Source organism: Neisseria mucosa, from assembly GCF_013267835.1.
Taxonomy (GTDB): Bacteria; Pseudomonadota; Gammaproteobacteria; order Burkholderiales; family Neisseriaceae; genus Neisseria.
Window position 1 is genome coordinate 817,860 of sequence record NZ_CP053939.1, and the last position, 18,195, is coordinate 836,054.

An 18,195-nucleotide genomic window follows, 5' to 3' on the forward strand; every position below is an offset into this window, starting at 1 on the left:
TTAGACAAAAACTTTGGGCTATAATAAAGGCCGTCTGAAAATCTTTCAGACGGCCTCTTTATTCAAAAGAATCAAGATAAAACAATCAAATCAATCGCTTTTAAAAATAGCGATGCCACACCAGCGGCATTCAATAAAAAACAAAACCTGAGGCATTTATCCCTCAGGTTTTATTTTCAAGCCTTATGCTTTTTCTTGCTGACGTTTTCTTTCTGCCATCATCTCATGCAATGTTTGCTTGGCAGGTTTCATCGGAACATGGTTATTGGTCCAGCTTAACTGCTTGCTTGGCGTCAATGCACGGAATTTGGTAGCCGCCCAACCGAATGCTCGATAAGCTTTACTGCCACTGAAAATACCGTTAAACGTACGCCATGCCATTTGTTCGCCGAAAGTATGCGATGCGCCTTGACCACGGATAGGATGAGGAACGGCTTCTGTTGGCGAACGTTGTGCTTCAACGCGCAGACGTTGCATTTGTTCGGTAATCGGAATGCGTACCGGGCAAACTTCGACACACGCGCCGCACATGGTACACGCAGTCGGCAGATCGCGTGTCGCATCCAAGCCCAACAAATGCGGAGAGATAATCTCGCCAATCGGGCCAGGATAAGTCGTGCCGTAAGCCGCGCCACCGATACGGGTATAAACCGGACAGTGGTTCATACACGCGCCACAACGGATACATTGCAAGGTACGGCGCATTTGATCTTCTGCATACGCTTGGCTACGGCCGTTGTCGAGCAGAACCAAGTGCATTTCTTGAGGACCGTCCAGTTCTTCGCTACGGCGAGGTCCGGTAATCATATTGAAATAAGTGGTAATGTTCTGACCAATGGCGGAGCGTGGCAACAGGCTGTACAAAGGCGGCACATCCGACAGTTTCGCAACCACTTTTTCAATACCGGTAATGGCGATGTGCACAGGCGGTACAGTGGTACTCAAGCGGCCGTTGCCTTCGTTTTCAACCAGACACAAAGTGCCTGTTTCAGCAACGGCGAAGTTTACGCCGCTCAAACCGACGTCGGCAGTGCTGTAAATATCGCGCAGTGCTTTACGGGCGAAGCCGGTCAGTTGGTCCACGTCGTCAGTTAACGGCGTGCCGAGGTTTTGATGGAAAAGTTCGCTCACCTGCTCTTTGGTCTTGTGAATGGCAGGCATCACGATATGGGTTGGTTTCTCGCCGGCCATTTGTACGATAAACTCGCCCAAGTCGCTTTCAACCGCTTTGATGCCCCGGTCTTGCAGATAATGGTTCAGCTCGATTTCTTCGCTGACCATAGATTTGCCTTTCACCATCAGCTTGCCGTTTTTATCGGTAATGATGTTATGAATGATTTGGCAGGCTTCGGCCGGTGTTTCCGCCCAGTGGACTTTAACGCCCAACTTGGTCAGGTTTGCTTCTAATTGTTCCAATAATGCAGGCAATTTGGACAAAGAACGTTGACGGACATGCTCACACAGGTCACGCAGGCTTTGCAGCTCTTCTTCATCTGTCAAAACGGCTTTGCGCTTGGTCATCAGCATATCCATCGCCGTACGCAAGCTTTTACGCAAAGGCTTGTCTTGCAAAGAAATCGCGGCGTTTTGCTTGAACGTTTCCGGCTTCATATGGAATTTAATGGTTTGGGAACTCATGCTTTTTCCTCCAAAACGGCAGGGGAAATATGATCAGGCAGAACGGCCAAAACCACCAAATCACGCGGGCCGTGTGCACCATAGGCCAAAGTCAATTGAATATCGGCAGTCTTAGACGGGCCGGAAATCAAAATAACGTTGGTAGGCATACCTTTTTCTACCAGTTTTTCGCCTTCAACAGCATTGTGGAATTCGTTGTACATTTTGCTGGTGTCAAACAGGCAGAAATGCACAGGAGGAACCAAACTTAAACTGCGCGGCTCCAGAGGACTGGACTCCAGCATAATCGTGCCGGTACGGGCAATACCGCATTTAGAGCCGCTAAATCCGGCCTCAATATCGGCAAAGAATTCGTTTTTCCAGTCGTCAATTTTTCGCTCAAAACCGCGCGGTTCAATATCGGTATCGGCCAAAGCTGCACGAGCCAGCTGGCCGTGTTCTGTTTCCAATGGCAATAGAATATTTTTCAAGCCTTTGCCTTCGGCTGCTTGGCGGAATACTTGTGGCCAATTGGTTTTGGTAACCCAATAGATTTCTGTTTTGACGGCACGCATGGCAGCCGCCCAATGTTTCAAGCGTTCGACATCGTTTGCCCAAGATACGCCCATTTCACGGTAATAATCGAAAACCGGCGGCTCTTCCATCGGTAAGGCATCGGCTTTTTTCAATTTCGCCAAAATATTTTCGCGCGCGCTCATGCTTTACCTCCGGTACGCTCCAACAGGAAGGATGCAATATGTTTCGGACGTGGCATATTCGGTTCGTCTTTAGCGATTTTGCCGCCGATATTCATCATGCAGCCGCAGTCCGCGCTGATGATTTCAGTTGCACCGGTTTCTTTCAGGGCTGCGACTTTGTCGGTTACCATCGCGCCGGAAATATCTGCTTGTTTGACAGAGAATGTACCGCCAAAACCGCAACACTCGCTTTCATGGTCATGAACGATACGCTCGACATTTTCCATGCCGTCAATCAGCTGCCAGCCTGACAAATGGACATTCATCTCACGACGCGCCGCGCAAGAAGTATGAACGGCCACTTTAACCGGCTTGCCTTTATCTTCAGGTTTGTAGCCGATGGCCAGCAGGAAGTGGGTAAATTCAATGATACGGTTGGCGCAATCAATGGCTTTTTGTTCGTACTCGGTACCTTTGAACAAAGTCGGCCAGTGGTGTTTCATCATGCCGCCGCAAGAACCGGACGGTACGACAATCGGCCAATTTTCCGGGAATAAATCCAATTGGGCTTTGGCTACGTCAAAAGCTTCTTTCGGATGGCCGGACGAATAGGCAGGTTGGCCGCAGCAGCTTTGCTCCATTGGATAATGGACGCGGATGCCTTGTTGTTCGATTAAGGTAATGGCATCCATACCCGCTTCCGGCATGAAGATGTCGAGAACGCAAGTACCGAAGAAATAAACATCGGTCGGCTTGCTGTCGTATACAGTGATTTGTGGTGGTTTGATTGCGCTCATCTTTTTGGAACGGGACAACCCGTTTTCTTGTGTAAAAATTAAGATGGATACTTTAAGTAATTGCTTGTAACGGGTCAAGTCTAATTTTAAAAAATAATATTAAACAAGCATGACAAATCAGACAGAGGGCTTTCCCTTATTAACTTGATAATCTACATAATAACCACTATCAATAAGATAGATCATGGATTCATTCAATAATAAACAAGTATCTTTTTGAGTTTCTTCTTTGCAATAAGATACTCTGCCAACCATACAATCTTGATTTACATCAGAAGTCATGAAAATAATCGATATTTCCCAAATTTCGAGAAGACAGATGACCCTCTATGCCGTGCTTATGTTTCAGACGGCCATATGAGAATAAAGGATATCTAAGGCAATAAAAATAAAAGTTTTTCTTAAAAGTTCAGGCCGTCTGAAACATGACTGCGGCTAAAGGCCATATTCTTTTTATTCAACCTTACTTTCAATCAAAATCAAACACTTGAAAAATCCTGTTCAATAACCTTGAAAACCCTATGCACACTCAAGCACTTCCAGTATCATTGAGGCAGTTTCTTGACGCAAAATTACAGTCTTGGCCGCCCACGATCGGCATGGATTTGCAAAAGAAGTGAAACCAAGCTTCAAAACAATTTCACCTTAACTTCGGAGTAGGCATTATGTTGACCCAGACTCAACAGGTTGATTTGACCTTGCATCACCTTAAAGAACGCACCCTATCGATATACACTCCCGAACAGCGTGCAAGCATCGAGGCATCTGAAGACTGGAAACAGTTTGACAGACGGCTTGAAGAACACTTTCCCAAACTGATGCACGAGCTGGACAACGTTTACAACAACAACGAAGCCGTCCTTCCCATGCTGGAGCAACTGATTGCCCAAGCATGGCAAAGCTATTCCCAACGCAACGCATCTTTAAAAGATATTGATATCGCGCGCGAAAACGATCCTGACTGGATTTTATCCAACAAACAGGTCGGCGGCGTGTGCTACGTCGATTTGTTCGCAGGCAATCTGCAAGGTTTGAAAGCCAAAATCCCTTATTTCCAAGAATTGGGCCTGACCTATCTGCACCTGATGCCCTTGTTTAAATGCCCTGAAGGCAAAAGCGACGGCGGCTATGCGGTCAGCAGCTACCGCGACGTCAATCCGGCTTTGGGTACGATAGACGACTTGCGCGATGTCATTGCCGCACTGCACGAAGCAGGTATTTCCGCCGTTGTCGATTTCATCTTCAACCACACTTCCAATGAACACGAATGGGCAAAACGCTGCGCCGCCGGCGATCCGCTCTATGACAATTTCTACTACATTTTCCCTGACCGTTGGATGCCCGACCAATACGACCGCACCCTGCGTGAAATCTTCCCTGACCAACATCCGGGCGGTTTCTCGCAATTGGAAGACGGCCGCTGGGTATGGACAACGTTCAATTCCTTCCAATGGGACTTGAATTACAGTAATCCTTGGGTATTCCGCGCTATGGCAGGCGAAATGATGTTCCTTGCCAACTTGGGCGTTGATATTCTGCGCATGGATGCCGTTGCCTTTATTTGGAAGCAAATGGGCACAAGCTGCGAAAACCTGCCTCAGGCACACGCTCTGATTCGTGCGTTTAACTCCGTAATGCGTATTGCCGCCCCGGCCGTGTTCTTCAAATCCGAAGCCATCGTCCATCCTGACCAAGTTGTCCAATACATCAGCCAAGATGAATGCCAAATCGGCTACAACCCATTGCAAATGGCATTGTTGTGGAACACGCTTGCCACGCGCGAAGTTAACCTGCTCCATCAGGCATTGACCTACCGCCACAACCTGCCCGACCACACAGCATGGGTTAACTACGTCCGCAGCCATGACGACATCGGCTGGACCTTTGCCGACGAAGACGCATGGCAGTTCGGCATCCACGGCTACGACCACCGACAATTCCTCAACCGCTTCTTCGTCAACCATTTCGACGGCAGCTTCGCGCGCGGCGTCCCCTTCCAATATAACCCCAACACTGGCGACTGCCGTGTCAGCGGTACAGCCGCAGCATTGGTTGGTTTGGCTCAAAATGACCCGTATGCCGTTGACCGCATCAAACTTTTGTACAGCATTGCTTTGAGTACCGGCGGTCTGCCGCTGATTTACTTGGGCGATGAAGTCGGTACACTCAATGATGACGACTGGTCGCAAGACAGCAATAAGAGCGACGACAGCCGCTGGGCACACCGTCCTCGTTATAATGAAGAGTTGTACAACCAACGCCATGACAGCTCGACCACTGCCGGTCAAATCTTCCAAGGTTTGCGCCATATGATTGCCATCCGCCAAAGCAATCCGCGCTTTGACGGCGGCAAGTTGGTTACCTTCAATACCAACAACAAACACATCATCGGCTATATGCGCAACAACGCGCTGTTGGCATTCGGCAACTTCAGCGAACATCCGCAAACCATCAGTGCGCATACGCTGCAAGCCATGCCGTTTAAAGCGCACGATTTGATCAGCGGTCAAACCGTTTCCCTGAATCAGGATTTGGTACTGCAACCCTATCAAGTCATGTGGCTTGAAATTGCATAAGCCGAAATTTTGATACACCACTCAAGGCCGTCTGAACACATCAGCGTTCAGACGGCCTTTTAAGAAATAAGATGTATTTTGTATTTTGGGCAGTTTCGCTTAGAATGCATGCTTTAATACCAGATGACACACTAAAAATCAGGAGTAAAAATCCATGTTGAAAAAATTCGTACTCGGCACCATCGCTGCAGTAGTTTTGGCAGCCTGCGGCGGCGAAGGCAGCAACTCAGCTTCTTCTGCACCGGCACAATCCGGCGCGGCCTCCGGCTCGCTGATTGAGCGCATCAACAACAAAGGTACCATCACTGTCGGTACGGAAGGTACTTACGCACCCTTCACCTACCACGACAAAGACGGCAAATTGACCGGCTACGATGTCGAAGTAACCCGCGCAGTCGCCGACAAACTGGGCGTAAAAGTCGAATTTAAAGAAACACAATGGGACTCCATGATGGCAGGTTTAAAAGCCGGCCGTTTTGACGTGGTTGCCAACCAAGTCGGCCTGACCAGCCCTGAGCGTCAAGCGACTTTTGACAAATCCGAGCCTTATAGCTGGAGTGGTGCTGTTTTAGTCGCGCGCAAAGACAGCAATATCAAATCCATCGACGACATCAAAGGCGTCAAAACCGCACAATCCCTGACCAGTAACTATGGTGAAAAAGCCAAAGCGGCAGGTGCAGAACTCGTACCGGTAGACGGCTTGGCGCAATCCCTGACCCTGATTGAACAAAAACGTGCCGACGCAACCCTGAATGACGAATTGGCGGTATTGGACTATCTGAAGAAAAATCCGAATACCGGCGTAAAAATCGTTTGGTCTGCACCGGCTGACGAAAAAGTCGGCTCCGGCTTGATTGTCAATAAAGGCAACGATGAAGCATTGGCTAAATTCAGCACAGCCATGACTGAGCTGAAAGCCGACGGCACGCTGAAAAAACTGGGCGAACAATTCTTCGGAAAAGACATCAGTGTTAAATAATTTCCTTGCCTCTCTGCCGTTTATGACGGAAACACGCGCTGATATGCTCATCAGCGCGTTTTGGCCCATGGTCAAAGCCGGCTTCGCAGTGTCTTTGCCTTTGGCGATCGCTTCTTTCGTTATCGGCATGATTATTGCCGTAGCCGTTGCTTTGGTGCGGATCATGCCCTCCGGCGGTATTTTCCAAAAATGCTTGCTGAAGCTGGTGGAATTTTATATTTCCATCATTCGCGGTACGCCGCTTTTGGTGCAGTTGGTCATCGTATTCTACGGTTTACCTTCCGTCAGCATCTATATCGACCCGATTCCTGCCGCCATCATCGGCTTCTCGCTCAATGTCGGCGCATACGCTTCCGAAACCATACGCGCGGCAATCTTGTCCGTACCTAAAGGCCAATGGGAAGCCGGTTTCTCCATCGGTATGACCTATATGCAGACGTTCCGCCGTATTATCGCGCCACAGGCATTCCGCGTTGCCGTACCGCCTCTAAGCAACGAGTTTATCGGCTTGTTCAAAAACACCTCGCTTGCCGCCGTAGTAACGGTAACAGAGCTTTTCCGTGTTGCCCAAGAGACAGCAAACCGTACTTATGACTTTTTGCCCGTTTATATCGAAGCCGCATTGGTTTATTGGTGCTTCTGCAAAGTGCTGTTTTTGATTCAGGCGCGCTTGGAAAAACGCTTTGACCGCTATGTCGCCAAATAAGGAGTTGTCATGATTAAAATCCGCAATATCCATAAGACCTTTGGCGAAAATACCATTTTGCGCGGCATCGATTTGGATGTCGGCAAAGGACAAGTGGTCGTTATCCTAGGCCCGTCCGGCTCGGGCAAAACCACGTTTTTACGCTGTTTAAACGCTTTGGAAATGCCTGAACAAGGTCGAATCGAGTTTGACAATGCGCAGCCGTTAAGCATCGATTTTTCCAAAAAACCAAGCAAACACGATATTTTGGCACTGCGCCGCAAGTCCGGCATGGTGTTCCAACAATACAACCTCTTTCCGCACAAAACTGCATTGGAAAACGTCATGGAAGGACCGGTTGCCGTACAAGGCAAACCTGTCGCCCAAGCGCGTGAAGAGGCTGTCAAATTGCTTAAAAAAGTCGGTTTGGGCGACAAGATCGACCTCTACCCCTACCAGCTTTCCGGCGGTCAACAGCAGCGTGTCGGCATTGCCCGAGCATTGGCGATTCAGCCTGAACTGATGCTGTTTGACGAACCGACTTCCGCGCTTGACCCCGAATTGGTGCAAGATGTTTTGGATACCATGAAGGAATTGGCACAAGAAGGCTGGACCATGGTTGTCGTTACGCATGAAATCAAATTTGCCTTGGAAGTGGCAACCACCGTCGTCGTGATGGATGGCGGCGTTATTGTCGAACAAGGCAGCCCGCAAGATTTGTTCAATCATCCCAAACATGAGCGGACACAAAAATTCCTGCGCCAAATCCGTGCGGACAATGCTGATCTTCAAATTTAATTGAAACGACAGACAATTTGAAAGCATTTCCGACCGTCATTTCATAAAGGCCGTCTGAATAAGTGAAATAGAAATCGTTACTTTCGTTTTCATACTTGTTCAGACGGCCTTTTATATATCTTTTCAGGTAAAATAACGCCTTTCGTTTTACTCATCCCCTTGCCTGCCATCATGATAGAAATTAAAAAACTCACCTTACAACGCGGCTTGAAAGTCCTGCTCGACAAAGCCGATGCCGTAATCAACCCCGGCCAACGCGTTGGTTTAATCGGTAAAAACGGTACAGGAAAATCCAGCCTGTTTGCGCTGATAAAAGGTGAAATCACGCAAGATGGCGGCGAAATCCTGATTCCCAAAACATGGCGGCTAGCTTCCGTCTCTCAAGAAACGCCCGATTTAGATATTTCCGCTTTAGACTACGTTTTGCAAGGCGATGCCGAATTGCAGGCTTTTCAGACGGCCTTGGCTCAAGCAGAAGCGCAAAACGACGGCATGAAGCAAGCCGAATATCATGCCAAATTGGAAGAAATCGATGCCTATACCGCTCCGGCACGCGCTGCCAAACTGCTTAACGGCTTGGGTTTTGCACAAGAAGAACATATCCGCCCCGTCAAATCCTTCTCCGGCGGCTGGCGTATGCGCCTCAACCTTGCCCAAGCGCTGATTTGCCGTGCCGATTTGCTGCTTTTGGACGAACCGACCAACCATTTGGATTTAGAAACCGTACTATGGCTGGAAAACCATCTCGCCTCCCTGCCCTGTACGCAAATCATCATTTCCCATGACCGCGACTTCTTGAATGCCACCACCACGCAAACCATCGAACTGTCGCAACAAAAACTGACCCAATACGGCGGCAATTACGATTTCTACCAAGCGGAACGCGCCCAACGTCTGGCGCAACAACAAGCCGCCTACGTCAAACAGCAGGCGCAAATCAAACATCTGCAATCCTTTATCGACCGTTTCAAAGCCAAAGCCACAAAGGCCGTACAAGCCCAAAGCCGCATGAAGGCATTAGCCAAACTCGAGCGCATCGCCCCTGCGCATTTAGATAGCGAGTTTTCCTTTGAGTTTGCCAATCCGACTCATCTGCCCAATCCATTACTGAAACTCGACCATGCCGACTTGGGCTATGGCGACAAAACTGTTTTGCACGATATTACCTTGTCTCTGGAAAGCGGCGCACGTTACGGCCTGTTGGGCGTTAACGGCAGCGGTAAATCCACATTTATCAAAGCATTGGCAGGAAAAATCGATTTACTTTCCGGCAGTATCGTCCGCTCCGAAAAGCTCAATATCGGCTATTTTGCCCAACACCAACTGGATACTTTACGCGCCGATCAAAGTCCGGTTTGGCATATCCAACAGCTTTCGCCCGAAGTCCGCGAACAGGAAATCCGCAACTTTTTAGGCGGTTTCAACTTCGTCGGCGATATGGCGGTTCAAAAGACCGAGCCGTTCTCCGGCGGGGAAAAAGCACGGCTCGCCCTTGCCATGATTATCTGGCAAAAACCTAATCTGCTACTGCTTGACGAACCGACCAACCACCTAGACTTGGATATGCGCCACGCCCTGACACTTGCCCTGCAAAGTTTCCAAGGCGCATTGATTGTCGTATCGCACGACCGCAGCCTGCTTGAAGCGACTACCGACAGCTTCCTATTGATTGACAAAGGCCGTCTGAACAACTTCGACGGCGATTTGAACGACTACCGTCAATGGCGGTTGGCACAAGAAAACGCCGCAGCGGCCCCTGCCGCATCTGCACAAAGCCAAAGCCGCAAGGACACCAAGCGTATCGAGGCACAAATCCGTCAGGAAAAAGCCAAACGCAGCAAACCGATTCAGCAGAAAATCGACAAAGCCGAAAAAGAAATCGCGCGTTTGACTGATATTCAGACGGCCTGTGAAGCATTTTTGGCACAAGAATCTGCTTATTCAGAAGAAAATAAACCCAAATTGCAAGAGACACTCGCACAATTAACAGAAACTAAAGTAAAATTAACGCAACTGGAAGAAAACTGGCTGCAATGGCAGGAAGAGCTTGAGCAAATCCAAGCTGATGTCGAAGCCGAGTTTTCCCAATAAAAATAGAGCCATCAGGCCGTCTGAAATAAAACACAATACGGAAAAACATGACTTCAATTATCAAACAAGCCGGATACTTCCTCGTATCCTCTTTCGTTTTGGGCATTTCTCTTCACGCAGCCGCCGCAGTTTATTCCTGCGGCAACGGCAGCTATACCTCCGAGCCCAACTCCTCCTGCGCACAGGCACAATTGCCTAAAATCAGCGGCCATCAAGGCAGCGGTTATCATCTTAACATCCGCAGCCTCAATGCCTCTGATGAACGCGTCAATGCAAAACCCAAGAAAAAGAAGCGTACGGAAAAATCCGACAAACAGGAGAAAAAAGCCGACAAACCGAGCAAAAACAAAAACAGTGCAAAAGCCAAAAAACAGCAGCCCATGCCGTCTGAACAAGAATAAAATGCTCAAATGCAACGAATCAGCCCTACCTGAATCATGAAAAAATATCTGCTTACCCTATCCCTGCTGCCGCTTGCCGTTTTCAACAGCCAAGCCCACGCCGCAAAAATCTACACCTGTGAAGTCAACGGCTCGATTGTTTATACTTCGCGTCCAAGCGGCAACTGCCAAGCCGTCAACGATTTGCCGATTGTCGGCAAATACAGCAGCAGCCGATACGATGCCCCGGTCAGCGATGCGCCTACACTCAACGCGCCGACATCACAAACGGCTCCGGCAAAAAGCAAAAATACGGCGGCAAAATCCAACCATAAGGCAACGCCCAAACCTGCCCCCATCCGCACCGCTTCTGAAACGGCCCCTCCTCCGGTTCCCAAGTCCGCCGGCGTCAACAGCCGCCGCTCTATTCTGGAAACCGAGTTATCCAATGAACGCGCGGCTTTGGCCGATGCCAAAAAGCAACTGAGCCAAGCGCGGACAGCCAAAGGCGGCAGCGTCAATCAACAGGCCATCAGTACGCTGCAAGGTGCGGTTTTGGATAGGGAGAAAAACATTCAAGCCCTCCAGCGCGAACTGGGCAGAATGTAAGTTCAAATCAATCAAAACATCAGGCCGTCTGAACAGGTGGAAACGAAATCCAAAATTTTCGTCACGCCATACAGACGGCCTGAATCCCATAATGATTACGCCCGTTTCAATTTCTCGCGTCTGGTAAATACGGTATAATTTGCCCTTTACGCACATTACCTCCGGTCTTTTCAGACGGCCTTTATCTCATGACTGCAAAATCTTCTAAAACCCAAACAAAAAAACGTGCTTCCACCAAACCGGCTGCCAAACCGACCACACGCAAACCCGCCAAAACACAAACTCAAGCCGACAATAAAGTCTCCCAACGCCTGAAAGCCGCCAAAGAGCTGCAAAAAAACGAAGAAAAAAAAGCGCGCCCCGAACATGTCGTCAACTTGATTAATGATGCCTTATGGCTGTTTGGTTTGGTTATCACCATTTATCTGGCCATTTCCCTGGCCAGTTTCAGCATGGACGACCCTGCATGGTCGCGCAGCGTTCCCAAAAGCCATGATGTTGCCAACCTCGGCGGCCTCTTTGGCTCCTATCTTTCCGATGTCGGGTATTATTTGTTCGGCCTGTCATTTTGGTGGTGGATTGTCGCCTCTTGCGTTTTCCTCTACAAAAACTTCCGCCCCATGAAAAAGCAGGAAAACCATAAGCCCTACAATCACGGCGTAGCCGCTTTGGCATTGTTCCTCCTGCTGGTGTGCAGCCCGATTATCGAGCACTTCCTGTTTGACAACGCATTGAGCGAATCCCTTCCCGTCGGTGCCGGCGGCTTGGTCGGCTTATTGGCGGGTTCAGGCTTGGCTTGGCTGTTGGGCAAATCAGGCAGCCTGTTGATTATGCTGGTGATGTTGCTGTTGTCCATTTCCCTGTTGGCTCAGGTTTCATGGTTGGAAGTCATGGCCAAATCCGGCAGCCATGTGGGCGGCCTGTTTGGCAGCCTGATGAAAAAACTGTCTCAATTCCAAAATAAAAAAGAAGATGTCAGCGCCGAAGCTTTGGAAACCCAAAATACGCGCCGCATGGTTAAAGAAGCCAAAACCATTACCGCTACTCCGGTTGCTCCGTTGGCAGGCAGCAGCAGCAACCGTAAAACCGTTGCCGTATCCGTTGCGCCGCCCCCTAAAATCCAAACTTCCCTGTTTGACGATACCGAACCTAAAAACAACGGTGAATACCACAAACCCAATATGAACCTGTTGCGTATGCCGTCTGAAGAACCGGTTGTCGTCAATCCGGATGAATTGCAACAAACCGCAGAATTGATTGAAACCAAACTGGCTGAATTCGGCATCGGCGTACAGGTTGTTTCCGCCACTTCCGGTCCTGTGATTACCCGCTACGAAATCGAACCGGCACAAGGTGTCAAAGGCAGCCAAATTGTCGCGTTGTCCAAAGATTTGGCGCGCTCGATGTCTCTGCAAGCGGTACGCATTGTTGAGACCATTGCCGGTAAAAACACCATGGGGATTGAATTGCCCAATGAGAAACGCCAAGACGTCATGTTGAGCGAAATCCTCTCTTCTCCCGTGTTTACCGATGCCAAGTCCAAACTGACCGTTGCCTTGGGTAAAGATATTGCAGGTACGCCCGTGGTCGGCGACTTGGCAAAAATGCCGCATCTTTTGGTTGCAGGTATGACCGGATCGGGTAAATCTGTCGGCGTGAACGGCATGATTATGTCCATGCTCTTCAAAGCCACGCCCGACGAAGTCCGATTCATCATGATTGACCCGAAAATGCTGGAATTGAGCATTTATGACGGCATTCCGCACCTGCTCTGCCCGGTTGTAACCGATATGCGCGAGGCAGGACAAGCGTTAAACTGGTGTGTTGCCGAAATGGAAAAACGCTATCGCCTGCTCTCACACGCCGGCGTGCGCAATCTGGACGGCTTCAACCAAAAAGTCGAGCAGGCCAAAGCGGCAGGCAAGCCATTACTCAATCCGTTTAGCTTAAATCCCGATGATCCCGAGCCTCTGGAAAAACTGCCGTTGATTGTGGTCGTCATCGACGAGTTGGCAGACTTGATGATGACCGAACGCAAATCCGTCGAGCAACAAATCGCACGCCTTGCCCAAAAAGCGCGTGCGGCAGGCATTCACATGATTGTCGCCACCCAACGCCCAAGCGTTGATGTGGTTACCGGTCTGATTAAAGCCAACATCCCGACACGCATGGCCTTTACCGTACAAAGCAAAATCGACAGCCGCACCATTCTTGACCAAATGGGTGCAGACGAATTGCTCAAATACGGCGACTCATTGTTCCTGCAACCAGGCAGCGCAGAACCGACACGCCTGCAAGGTGCGTTTGTTTCCGATGATGAAGTGCATCAAGTCGTCAATTTCATTAAAGAACAAGCGCCGACCAATTATGTGGAAGGCTTGCTCAGCGGTGAAGCGGCCATCGAAACCACCAATATTGTCAATCCGAACGCCAACAGCGATGAACTGTTTGACCAAGCCGTTACCTTCGTATTGGAAAGCCGGAAGACTTCCATCTCCTCCCTGCAACGCCAATTGCGCATCGGCTACAACCGCGCCGCCAATTTAATAGATGCGCTTGAAAATGCCGGTGTGCTTTCTCCGGCAGACATCAACGGCAGCCGACGGATTCTGGCGCAAAAAGACCAGCTTTAAAAAACAATGTCAAGGCAAAAAGGCCGTCTGAAAAGAATTTCCCACTTTTCAGACGGCCTTTTTATGTTATTCGTGAAACATTGTGTTATACTAAGCAGCTAAATTTTGACCTTATGCATATTCCCGAAATCCTTCGGGGGATTAAGCAGAAGGATAACCGTTTAAACACAACAAATTTAAGGGCTTACGATGAGCGTAACTGTTGAAACTTTAGAAAATCTGGAACGCAAAGTAGTATTGTCTCTGCCTTGGTCCAAAATCAACGCAGAAACTGAGAAAAAACTGAAACAAACCCAACGCCGTGCAAAAATTGACGGCTTCCGTCCGGGTAAAGCACCGTTCAAAATGATTGCCCAAATGTATGGCGCAAGCGCACAAAACGACGTTATCAACGAATTGGTACAACGCGAATTCTACGATGTTGCCGTTGCTCAAGAATTGAAAGTTGCCGGTTACCCACGCTTTGAAGCCGTTGAAGAACAAGACGATCAAGAGTCTTTCAAAGTTGCCGCTATTTTTGAAGTCTTCCCTGAAGTAACCATCGGCGACCTGTCTGCCCAAGAAGTAGAAAAAGTAACTGCAACCGTTGGCGATGCCGAAGTTGACCAAACCGTAGAAATCCTGCGCAAACAACGCACCCGTTTCAACCATGTTGACCGCGAAGCACAAAACGGCGACCGCGTCATCATCGACTTCGAAGGCAAAATCGACGGCGAACCTTTCGCCGGCGGCGCGTCTAAAAACTACGCTTTCGTATTGGGCGCAGGTCAAATGCTGCCTGAATTCGAAGCCGGTGTTGTCGGCATGAAAGCCGGCGAAAGCAAAGACGTTACCGTAAACTTCCCTGAAGACTACCACGGTAAAGATGTTGCCGGTAAATCTGCCGTGTTCACCATCACTCTGAACAACGTTTCAGAAGCTACTTTGCCTGAAGTTAACACTGACTTTGCCAAAGCTCTGGGCATTGAAGACGGCGACGTTGCCAAAATGCGTGAAGAAGTGAAGAAAAACGTCGGCCGCGAAGTTGAACGCCGCATTGGTGAACAAACCAAAGAATCTGTCATGAACGCCCTGCTCAAAGCGACTGACTTGCAAGTTCCTGTTGCTTTGGTCAACGAAGAAGCGGCCCGCCTGGCAAACGAAATGAAACAAAACTTCGTTAACCAAGGTATGGCTGACGCTGCCAACTTGGATCTGCCTTTGGATATGTTCAAAGAACAAGCAGAACGCCGCGTTGCTTTGGGTCTGATTTTGGCTAAATTGGTTGAAGAAAACAAACTTGAGCCAACTGAAGACCAAATCAAAGCCGTTGTTGCCAACTTCGCTGAAAGCTACGAAGATCCTCAAGAAGTTATCGACTGGTACTACGCAGAGCCTTCCCGCCTGCAAGGCCCGACTTCTTTGGCAGTAGAAAGCAACGTTGTTGATTTCGTTCTGAGCAAAGCCAAAGTAACCGAAAAAGCGCTGTCTTTTGACGAAGTAATGGGCGCACAAGCTTAATTGCTCTAAGGCCGTCTGAAACAGACAATCAAAAGCACCGAAGCGCTTTAAATGGCTTTGGTGCTTTTCCATCATTAACAGGAGACAAAAATGTCCTTCGATTTCAATAACTACCTTGTCCCTACCGTTATCGAACAAAGCGGTCGCGGCGAGCGCGCATTCGACATCTACTCACGCCTTTTGAAAGAGCGCATCGTTTTCTTGATCGGCCCGGTAACAGATGAATCTGCCAATCTGGTTGTTGCGCAATTACTGTTCTTGGAAAGTGAAAACCCTGATAAAGACATCTTCTTCTATATCAACTCTCCGGGCGGTTCGGTTACTGCCGGTATGTCGATTTACGACACCATGAACTTCATCAAGCCTCATGTTTCTACCTTATGCTTGGGCCAAGCAGCAAGCATGGGCGCATTCTTGTTGTCCGCAGGCGAAAAAGGCAAACGCTTTGCCCTACCAAACAGCCGCATCATGATTCACCAACCGCTCATCAGCGGCGGCTTGGCCGGTCAGGCTTCCGATATTGAAATTCACGCTAAAGAGCTGCTGAAAATCAAAGAGAAACTGAACCGCTTACTCGCCAAACATTGTGATCGCGATTTGGCTGACTTGGAACGCGATACCGACCGCGACAACTATATGTCTGCCGATGAAGCTAAAGAATATGGTTTGATTGACCAAGTTTTGGAAAACCGAGCCTCTCTGCAAGCCTAATCTTTATCGGTTTTAAACTAAAAGGCCGTCTGAAAAGTATATATTCAGACGGCCTTTCTTCAATTTTACTTCGTGTTGTCTTTATTATTCACTTGAACCGGATACAGCAAAATCAAAGGATTAGCTTTCACTTGACTCCAGAAGCTCTTCAGCAGATTACGCATACTGCCCAAACGCGTGCCGCGAGAACGGAGCGCAACAGCCAAAGCTAAAGAAAAGCTGACCACCAGATTCACCATACCGATTGCCAATACACTTGCCAAGCCAAGCATAAAAGTGAATATATCTGCATGACCGCTAATCGTGGCATAACCCAAATTTGCCGAAGAAAATGCTACATGGCGAATATCCAGCGGCAAGCCGAAAAGATGGCCGAAATAGCCGGTCATCCCCAAAAGCATACCGAAAATAAAATTGCCCATAAGCGAGCCGTAATGCTTATGAATATAAGCGGCCAAACGGCGGCGCGGCTGCGGACGCATGATTTTTCGTAAAAACGGATTAAACGGCAGGCGCTGACGCAGGTTCAGATAATCGGAACGGTTGTCAAAAAAGCCAGCAATAATCCCTGAGCAAAACAACCATACACCGGCAATAGCGGCATACCACAAGGTCGGTTGGGTAAAAATCTCAATAGATTTGAACTGATAGGCCGTAACTGCCTCATTCAGCAAAGGCTGACCATGCGTATGGGCATAGCCCAAAGCAATTCCTGCCGCCAACAATACCGCAATCGATACATTGCCAAACACAGCGACACTTTGCGAACGGCACACGTCAATCAGCAGCTTAGCCAATTTATTGTCCACCGCTTTGCTGCCTTCATTCGAGTCCACCTGTTCGGCAAAGCTCGCCGCCGTCATGGCAGGCTGCTTGGTTGCAACAGTGCAATGCAGCATATGAATCAGCATAAAGCCCAAACCATAATTGAGCCCGGCTAAGAATGCAGTAGTAAATTCTCCGAACCCCAAAGACGCAATATGGATTTTATTCAATGCCATCAAAGCAATAATTACGCCGCCGCCTGCTGCGGAATAAAACATTTTGAAATATTCGCTACGGTTGCGCGTAATGTAATGCTCACCATGATGGCTTTTATTTTCCGTAATACTGCGTGCCAGCATTCGGATACTGCTTTTACGCAAGTGGCTGGTGCTGTATTGCTCCACCGCCGCATAAATCATCGCATTCATCAGATTGACAGTTAAGCGGGTGCGGCTGGTTTCGATTTGAATATTGGTCAACAATTTCAGGCGGTCTATGGTTTGTTGCAGGCGTTCGAGCAAGTGGGCAACTTTTACTGACGAACCAGACCCGGCTCCGGTACCACGACGGCGCAAATAGTCAATTTGCTTTTCACACTGGTCAAACATAACCTCCAAATGCGCCGTGTCATAAGTTTCTTCACTATGGCGATAGTGTTCCACCATCTTCGCAACTTCGCGCTGTAAAGCGACAAATGCAGAATCCGCTTCCAACAAACGGGGGGCAATCCGTATTAAATCCGGCTCAATCGCTTCGGAAGCAATCCAGATGGACAACATTTCTACCGCACGCAAACGTGCATCTGTCAATTGTCGGCTGGCCGTCTGAAGCAAAGCGGGATCCGCCTTAGCCAACAACAATTCATACATACCCAGCCATTGTCGCAAACTCAGTGTTTGCAACCATTTATCATCGTTTTCAGAATGAAAAAGATATAAAAATACTTCGCGCAAGTTGGAAAAATCTTTATAAGACGGGCTGAACCGCTCATAGATCCGTATGCCCATTTCCCGGGTAAAACTATGGCGCGAGAAAATACCCAGCTTAATCAGCGCAGGATAAATGTGAACTTTAGACAGCCAAGTATAAAAGCGCAGGCTGAATTGACGGCATAAAGCATCGTCTTGTTTTAACGTAGATAAAATCAAATCAAAACGTTCGGAGGCCTTCTTTTTGCCTCCCCGGCGCAAAAATTTGATTAAGGCATTGAGGATAAGAACAAAGTCGGTATCGTTTAAGCGTTCCGACAAAATAATGTGAAGATTTTGATTAGTCAGTTTTTGCATTGTAGTATTATTACATTAAATTAGGTATTTAGCAAGAACCTTGGTAAACAAGTCGGATTATAGCGCATTC

Annotated in this window: 13 protein-coding genes and 2 pseudogenes; 11 read left to right on the forward strand and 4 right to left on the reverse strand. The window is 48.6% G+C overall.

Translation table 11 applies throughout. From position 1 onward, the window contains the following. Positions 1 to 183: 183 nt before the first annotated feature. Genes FOC66_RS03830 through FOC66_RS03840 form a run of 3 tightly spaced genes read right to left on the reverse strand, consistent with a single transcriptional unit; the run spans position 184 to position 3,112 of the window. Positions 184 to 1,638, reverse strand: a complete 1,455-nt coding sequence (locus FOC66_RS03830) for a LutB/LldF family L-lactate oxidation iron-sulfur protein (RefSeq protein WP_003746828.1) — start codon at positions 1,636 to 1,638, stop codon at positions 184 to 186. Continuing rightward, positions 1,635 to 2,336 carry a LutC/YkgG family protein gene (locus tag FOC66_RS03835; protein WP_003746829.1) on the reverse strand — a complete coding sequence of 234 codons (702 nt, stop codon included), beginning with the start codon at positions 2,334 to 2,336 and terminating at the stop codon, positions 1,635 to 1,637. The genes FOC66_RS03830 and FOC66_RS03835 overlap by 4 nt, the downstream gene beginning before the upstream one ends. Then, positions 2,333 to 3,112, reverse strand: a complete 780-nt coding sequence (locus FOC66_RS03840) for a (Fe-S)-binding protein (RefSeq protein ID WP_003746831.1) — start codon at positions 3,110 to 3,112, stop codon at positions 2,333 to 2,335. Before FOC66_RS03840 ends, FOC66_RS03835 begins: the two co-directional genes overlap by 4 nt. Positions 3,113 to 3,777: 665 nt before the next feature. Between FOC66_RS03840 and FOC66_RS03845 the strand changes: the two genes are divergently transcribed. The 11 genes and pseudogenes from FOC66_RS03845 to clpP all read left to right on the forward strand — a co-directional run bounded on the left by FOC66_RS03845 (position 3,778) and on the right by clpP (position 16,074). Further along, positions 3,778 to 5,688, forward strand: coding sequence for an alpha-amylase family protein (locus tag FOC66_RS03845; RefSeq protein WP_003746833.1), 1,911 nt, complete (start codon positions 3,778 to 3,780; stop codon positions 5,686 to 5,688). Between the two features lie 154 nt (positions 5,689 to 5,842). After that, positions 5,843 to 6,667 carry an amino acid ABC transporter substrate-binding protein gene (locus FOC66_RS03850; RefSeq protein ID WP_003746835.1) on the forward strand — a complete coding sequence of 275 codons (825 nt, stop codon included), beginning with the start codon at positions 5,843 to 5,845 and terminating at the stop codon, positions 6,665 to 6,667. Next, positions 6,657 to 7,373, forward strand: coding sequence for an amino acid ABC transporter permease (locus FOC66_RS03855; protein ID WP_003746838.1), 717 nt, complete (start codon positions 6,657 to 6,659; stop codon positions 7,371 to 7,373). The genes FOC66_RS03850 and FOC66_RS03855 overlap by 11 nt, the downstream gene beginning before the upstream one ends. Before the next feature lie 9 nt (positions 7,374 to 7,382). Continuing rightward, the gene (locus FOC66_RS03860; RefSeq protein WP_003746840.1) at positions 7,383 to 8,150 is read left to right on the forward strand and encodes an amino acid ABC transporter ATP-binding protein; all 768 of its coding nucleotides are present in this window, start codon (positions 7,383 to 7,385) and stop codon (positions 8,148 to 8,150) included. A gap of 171 nt (positions 8,151 to 8,321) precedes the next feature. After that, positions 8,322 to 10,241 (forward strand): ATP-binding cassette domain-containing protein, encoded by a 1,920-nt coding sequence (locus FOC66_RS03865; RefSeq protein ID WP_003746842.1) that lies wholly within the window; start codon positions 8,322 to 8,324, stop codon positions 10,239 to 10,241. A 47-nt stretch (positions 10,242 to 10,288) separates the two neighbouring features. Then, complete coding sequence (locus FOC66_RS03870) at positions 10,289 to 10,642, forward strand: hypothetical protein (RefSeq protein WP_003746844.1); 354 nt, start codon at positions 10,289 to 10,291, stop codon at positions 10,640 to 10,642. A 36-nt stretch (positions 10,643 to 10,678) separates the two neighbouring features. After that, positions 10,679 to 11,230: a hypothetical protein gene (locus FOC66_RS03875; RefSeq protein ID WP_003746845.1), complete on the forward strand. Its 552-nt coding sequence runs from the start codon at positions 10,679 to 10,681 to the stop codon at positions 11,228 to 11,230. Between the two features lie 188 nt (positions 11,231 to 11,418). Beyond that, positions 11,419 to 12,121, forward strand: a pseudogene (locus FOC66_RS10875) (DNA translocase FtsK 4TM domain-containing protein); the annotation flags it as partial. 101 nt (positions 12,122 to 12,222) lie between these two features. Further along, a pseudogene (locus tag FOC66_RS03880) lies at positions 12,223 to 13,863 on the forward strand (DNA translocase FtsK); the annotation flags it as partial. A 189-nt stretch (positions 13,864 to 14,052) separates the two neighbouring features. After that, positions 14,053 to 15,363, forward strand: a complete 1,311-nt coding sequence (gene tig, locus FOC66_RS03885) for a trigger factor (protein ID WP_003746849.1) — start codon at positions 14,053 to 14,055, stop codon at positions 15,361 to 15,363. Positions 15,364 to 15,453: 90 nt separating this feature from the next. Beyond that, entirely contained in the window at positions 15,454 to 16,074 is a 621-nt protein-coding gene (gene clpP, locus FOC66_RS03890; RefSeq protein WP_003683589.1) for an ATP-dependent Clp endopeptidase proteolytic subunit ClpP, read from the forward strand. Between the two features lie 65 nt (positions 16,075 to 16,139). Here clpP and FOC66_RS03895 read toward each other — a convergent pair whose 3' ends face one another. Further along, positions 16,140 to 18,125 carry a site-specific recombinase gene (locus FOC66_RS03895; protein WP_003746851.1) on the reverse strand — a complete coding sequence of 662 codons (1,986 nt, stop codon included), beginning with the start codon at positions 18,123 to 18,125 and terminating at the stop codon, positions 16,140 to 16,142. Positions 18,126 to 18,195 lie beyond the last annotated feature (70 nt).

What these genes read in the sequence shown, in the direction of transcription:
- FOC66_RS03830 (WP_003746828.1), bottom strand. Translation starts at nt 1,638, where the DNA reads ATGAGTTCCCAAACCATTAAATTCCATATGAAGCCGGAAACGTTCAAG.
- FOC66_RS03835 (WP_003746829.1), bottom strand. Translation starts at nt 2,336, where the DNA reads ATGAGCGCGCGCGAAAATATTTTGGCGAAATTGAAAAAAGCCGATGCC.
- FOC66_RS03840 (WP_003746831.1), bottom strand. Translation starts at nt 3,112, where the DNA reads ATGAGCGCAATCAAACCACCACAAATCACTGTATACGACAGCAAGCCG.
- FOC66_RS03845 (WP_003746833.1), top strand. Translation starts at nt 3,778, where the DNA reads ATGTTGACCCAGACTCAACAGGTTGATTTGACCTTGCATCACCTTAAA.
- FOC66_RS03850 (WP_003746835.1), top strand. Translation starts at nt 5,843, where the DNA reads ATGTTGAAAAAATTCGTACTCGGCACCATCGCTGCAGTAGTTTTGGCA.
- FOC66_RS03860 (WP_003746840.1), top strand. Translation starts at nt 7,383, where the DNA reads ATGATTAAAATCCGCAATATCCATAAGACCTTTGGCGAAAATACCATT.
- FOC66_RS03865 (WP_003746842.1), top strand. Translation starts at nt 8,322, where the DNA reads ATGATAGAAATTAAAAAACTCACCTTACAACGCGGCTTGAAAGTCCTG.
- FOC66_RS03870 (WP_003746844.1), top strand. Translation starts at nt 10,289, where the DNA reads ATGACTTCAATTATCAAACAAGCCGGATACTTCCTCGTATCCTCTTTC.
- FOC66_RS03875 (WP_003746845.1), top strand. Translation starts at nt 10,679, where the DNA reads ATGAAAAAATATCTGCTTACCCTATCCCTGCTGCCGCTTGCCGTTTTC.
- tig (WP_003746849.1), top strand. Translation starts at nt 14,053, where the DNA reads ATGAGCGTAACTGTTGAAACTTTAGAAAATCTGGAACGCAAAGTAGTA.
- clpP (WP_003683589.1), top strand. Translation starts at nt 15,454, where the DNA reads ATGTCCTTCGATTTCAATAACTACCTTGTCCCTACCGTTATCGAACAA.
- FOC66_RS03895 (WP_003746851.1), bottom strand. Translation starts at nt 18,125, where the DNA reads ATGCAAAAACTGACTAATCAAAATCTTCACATTATTTTGTCGGAACGC.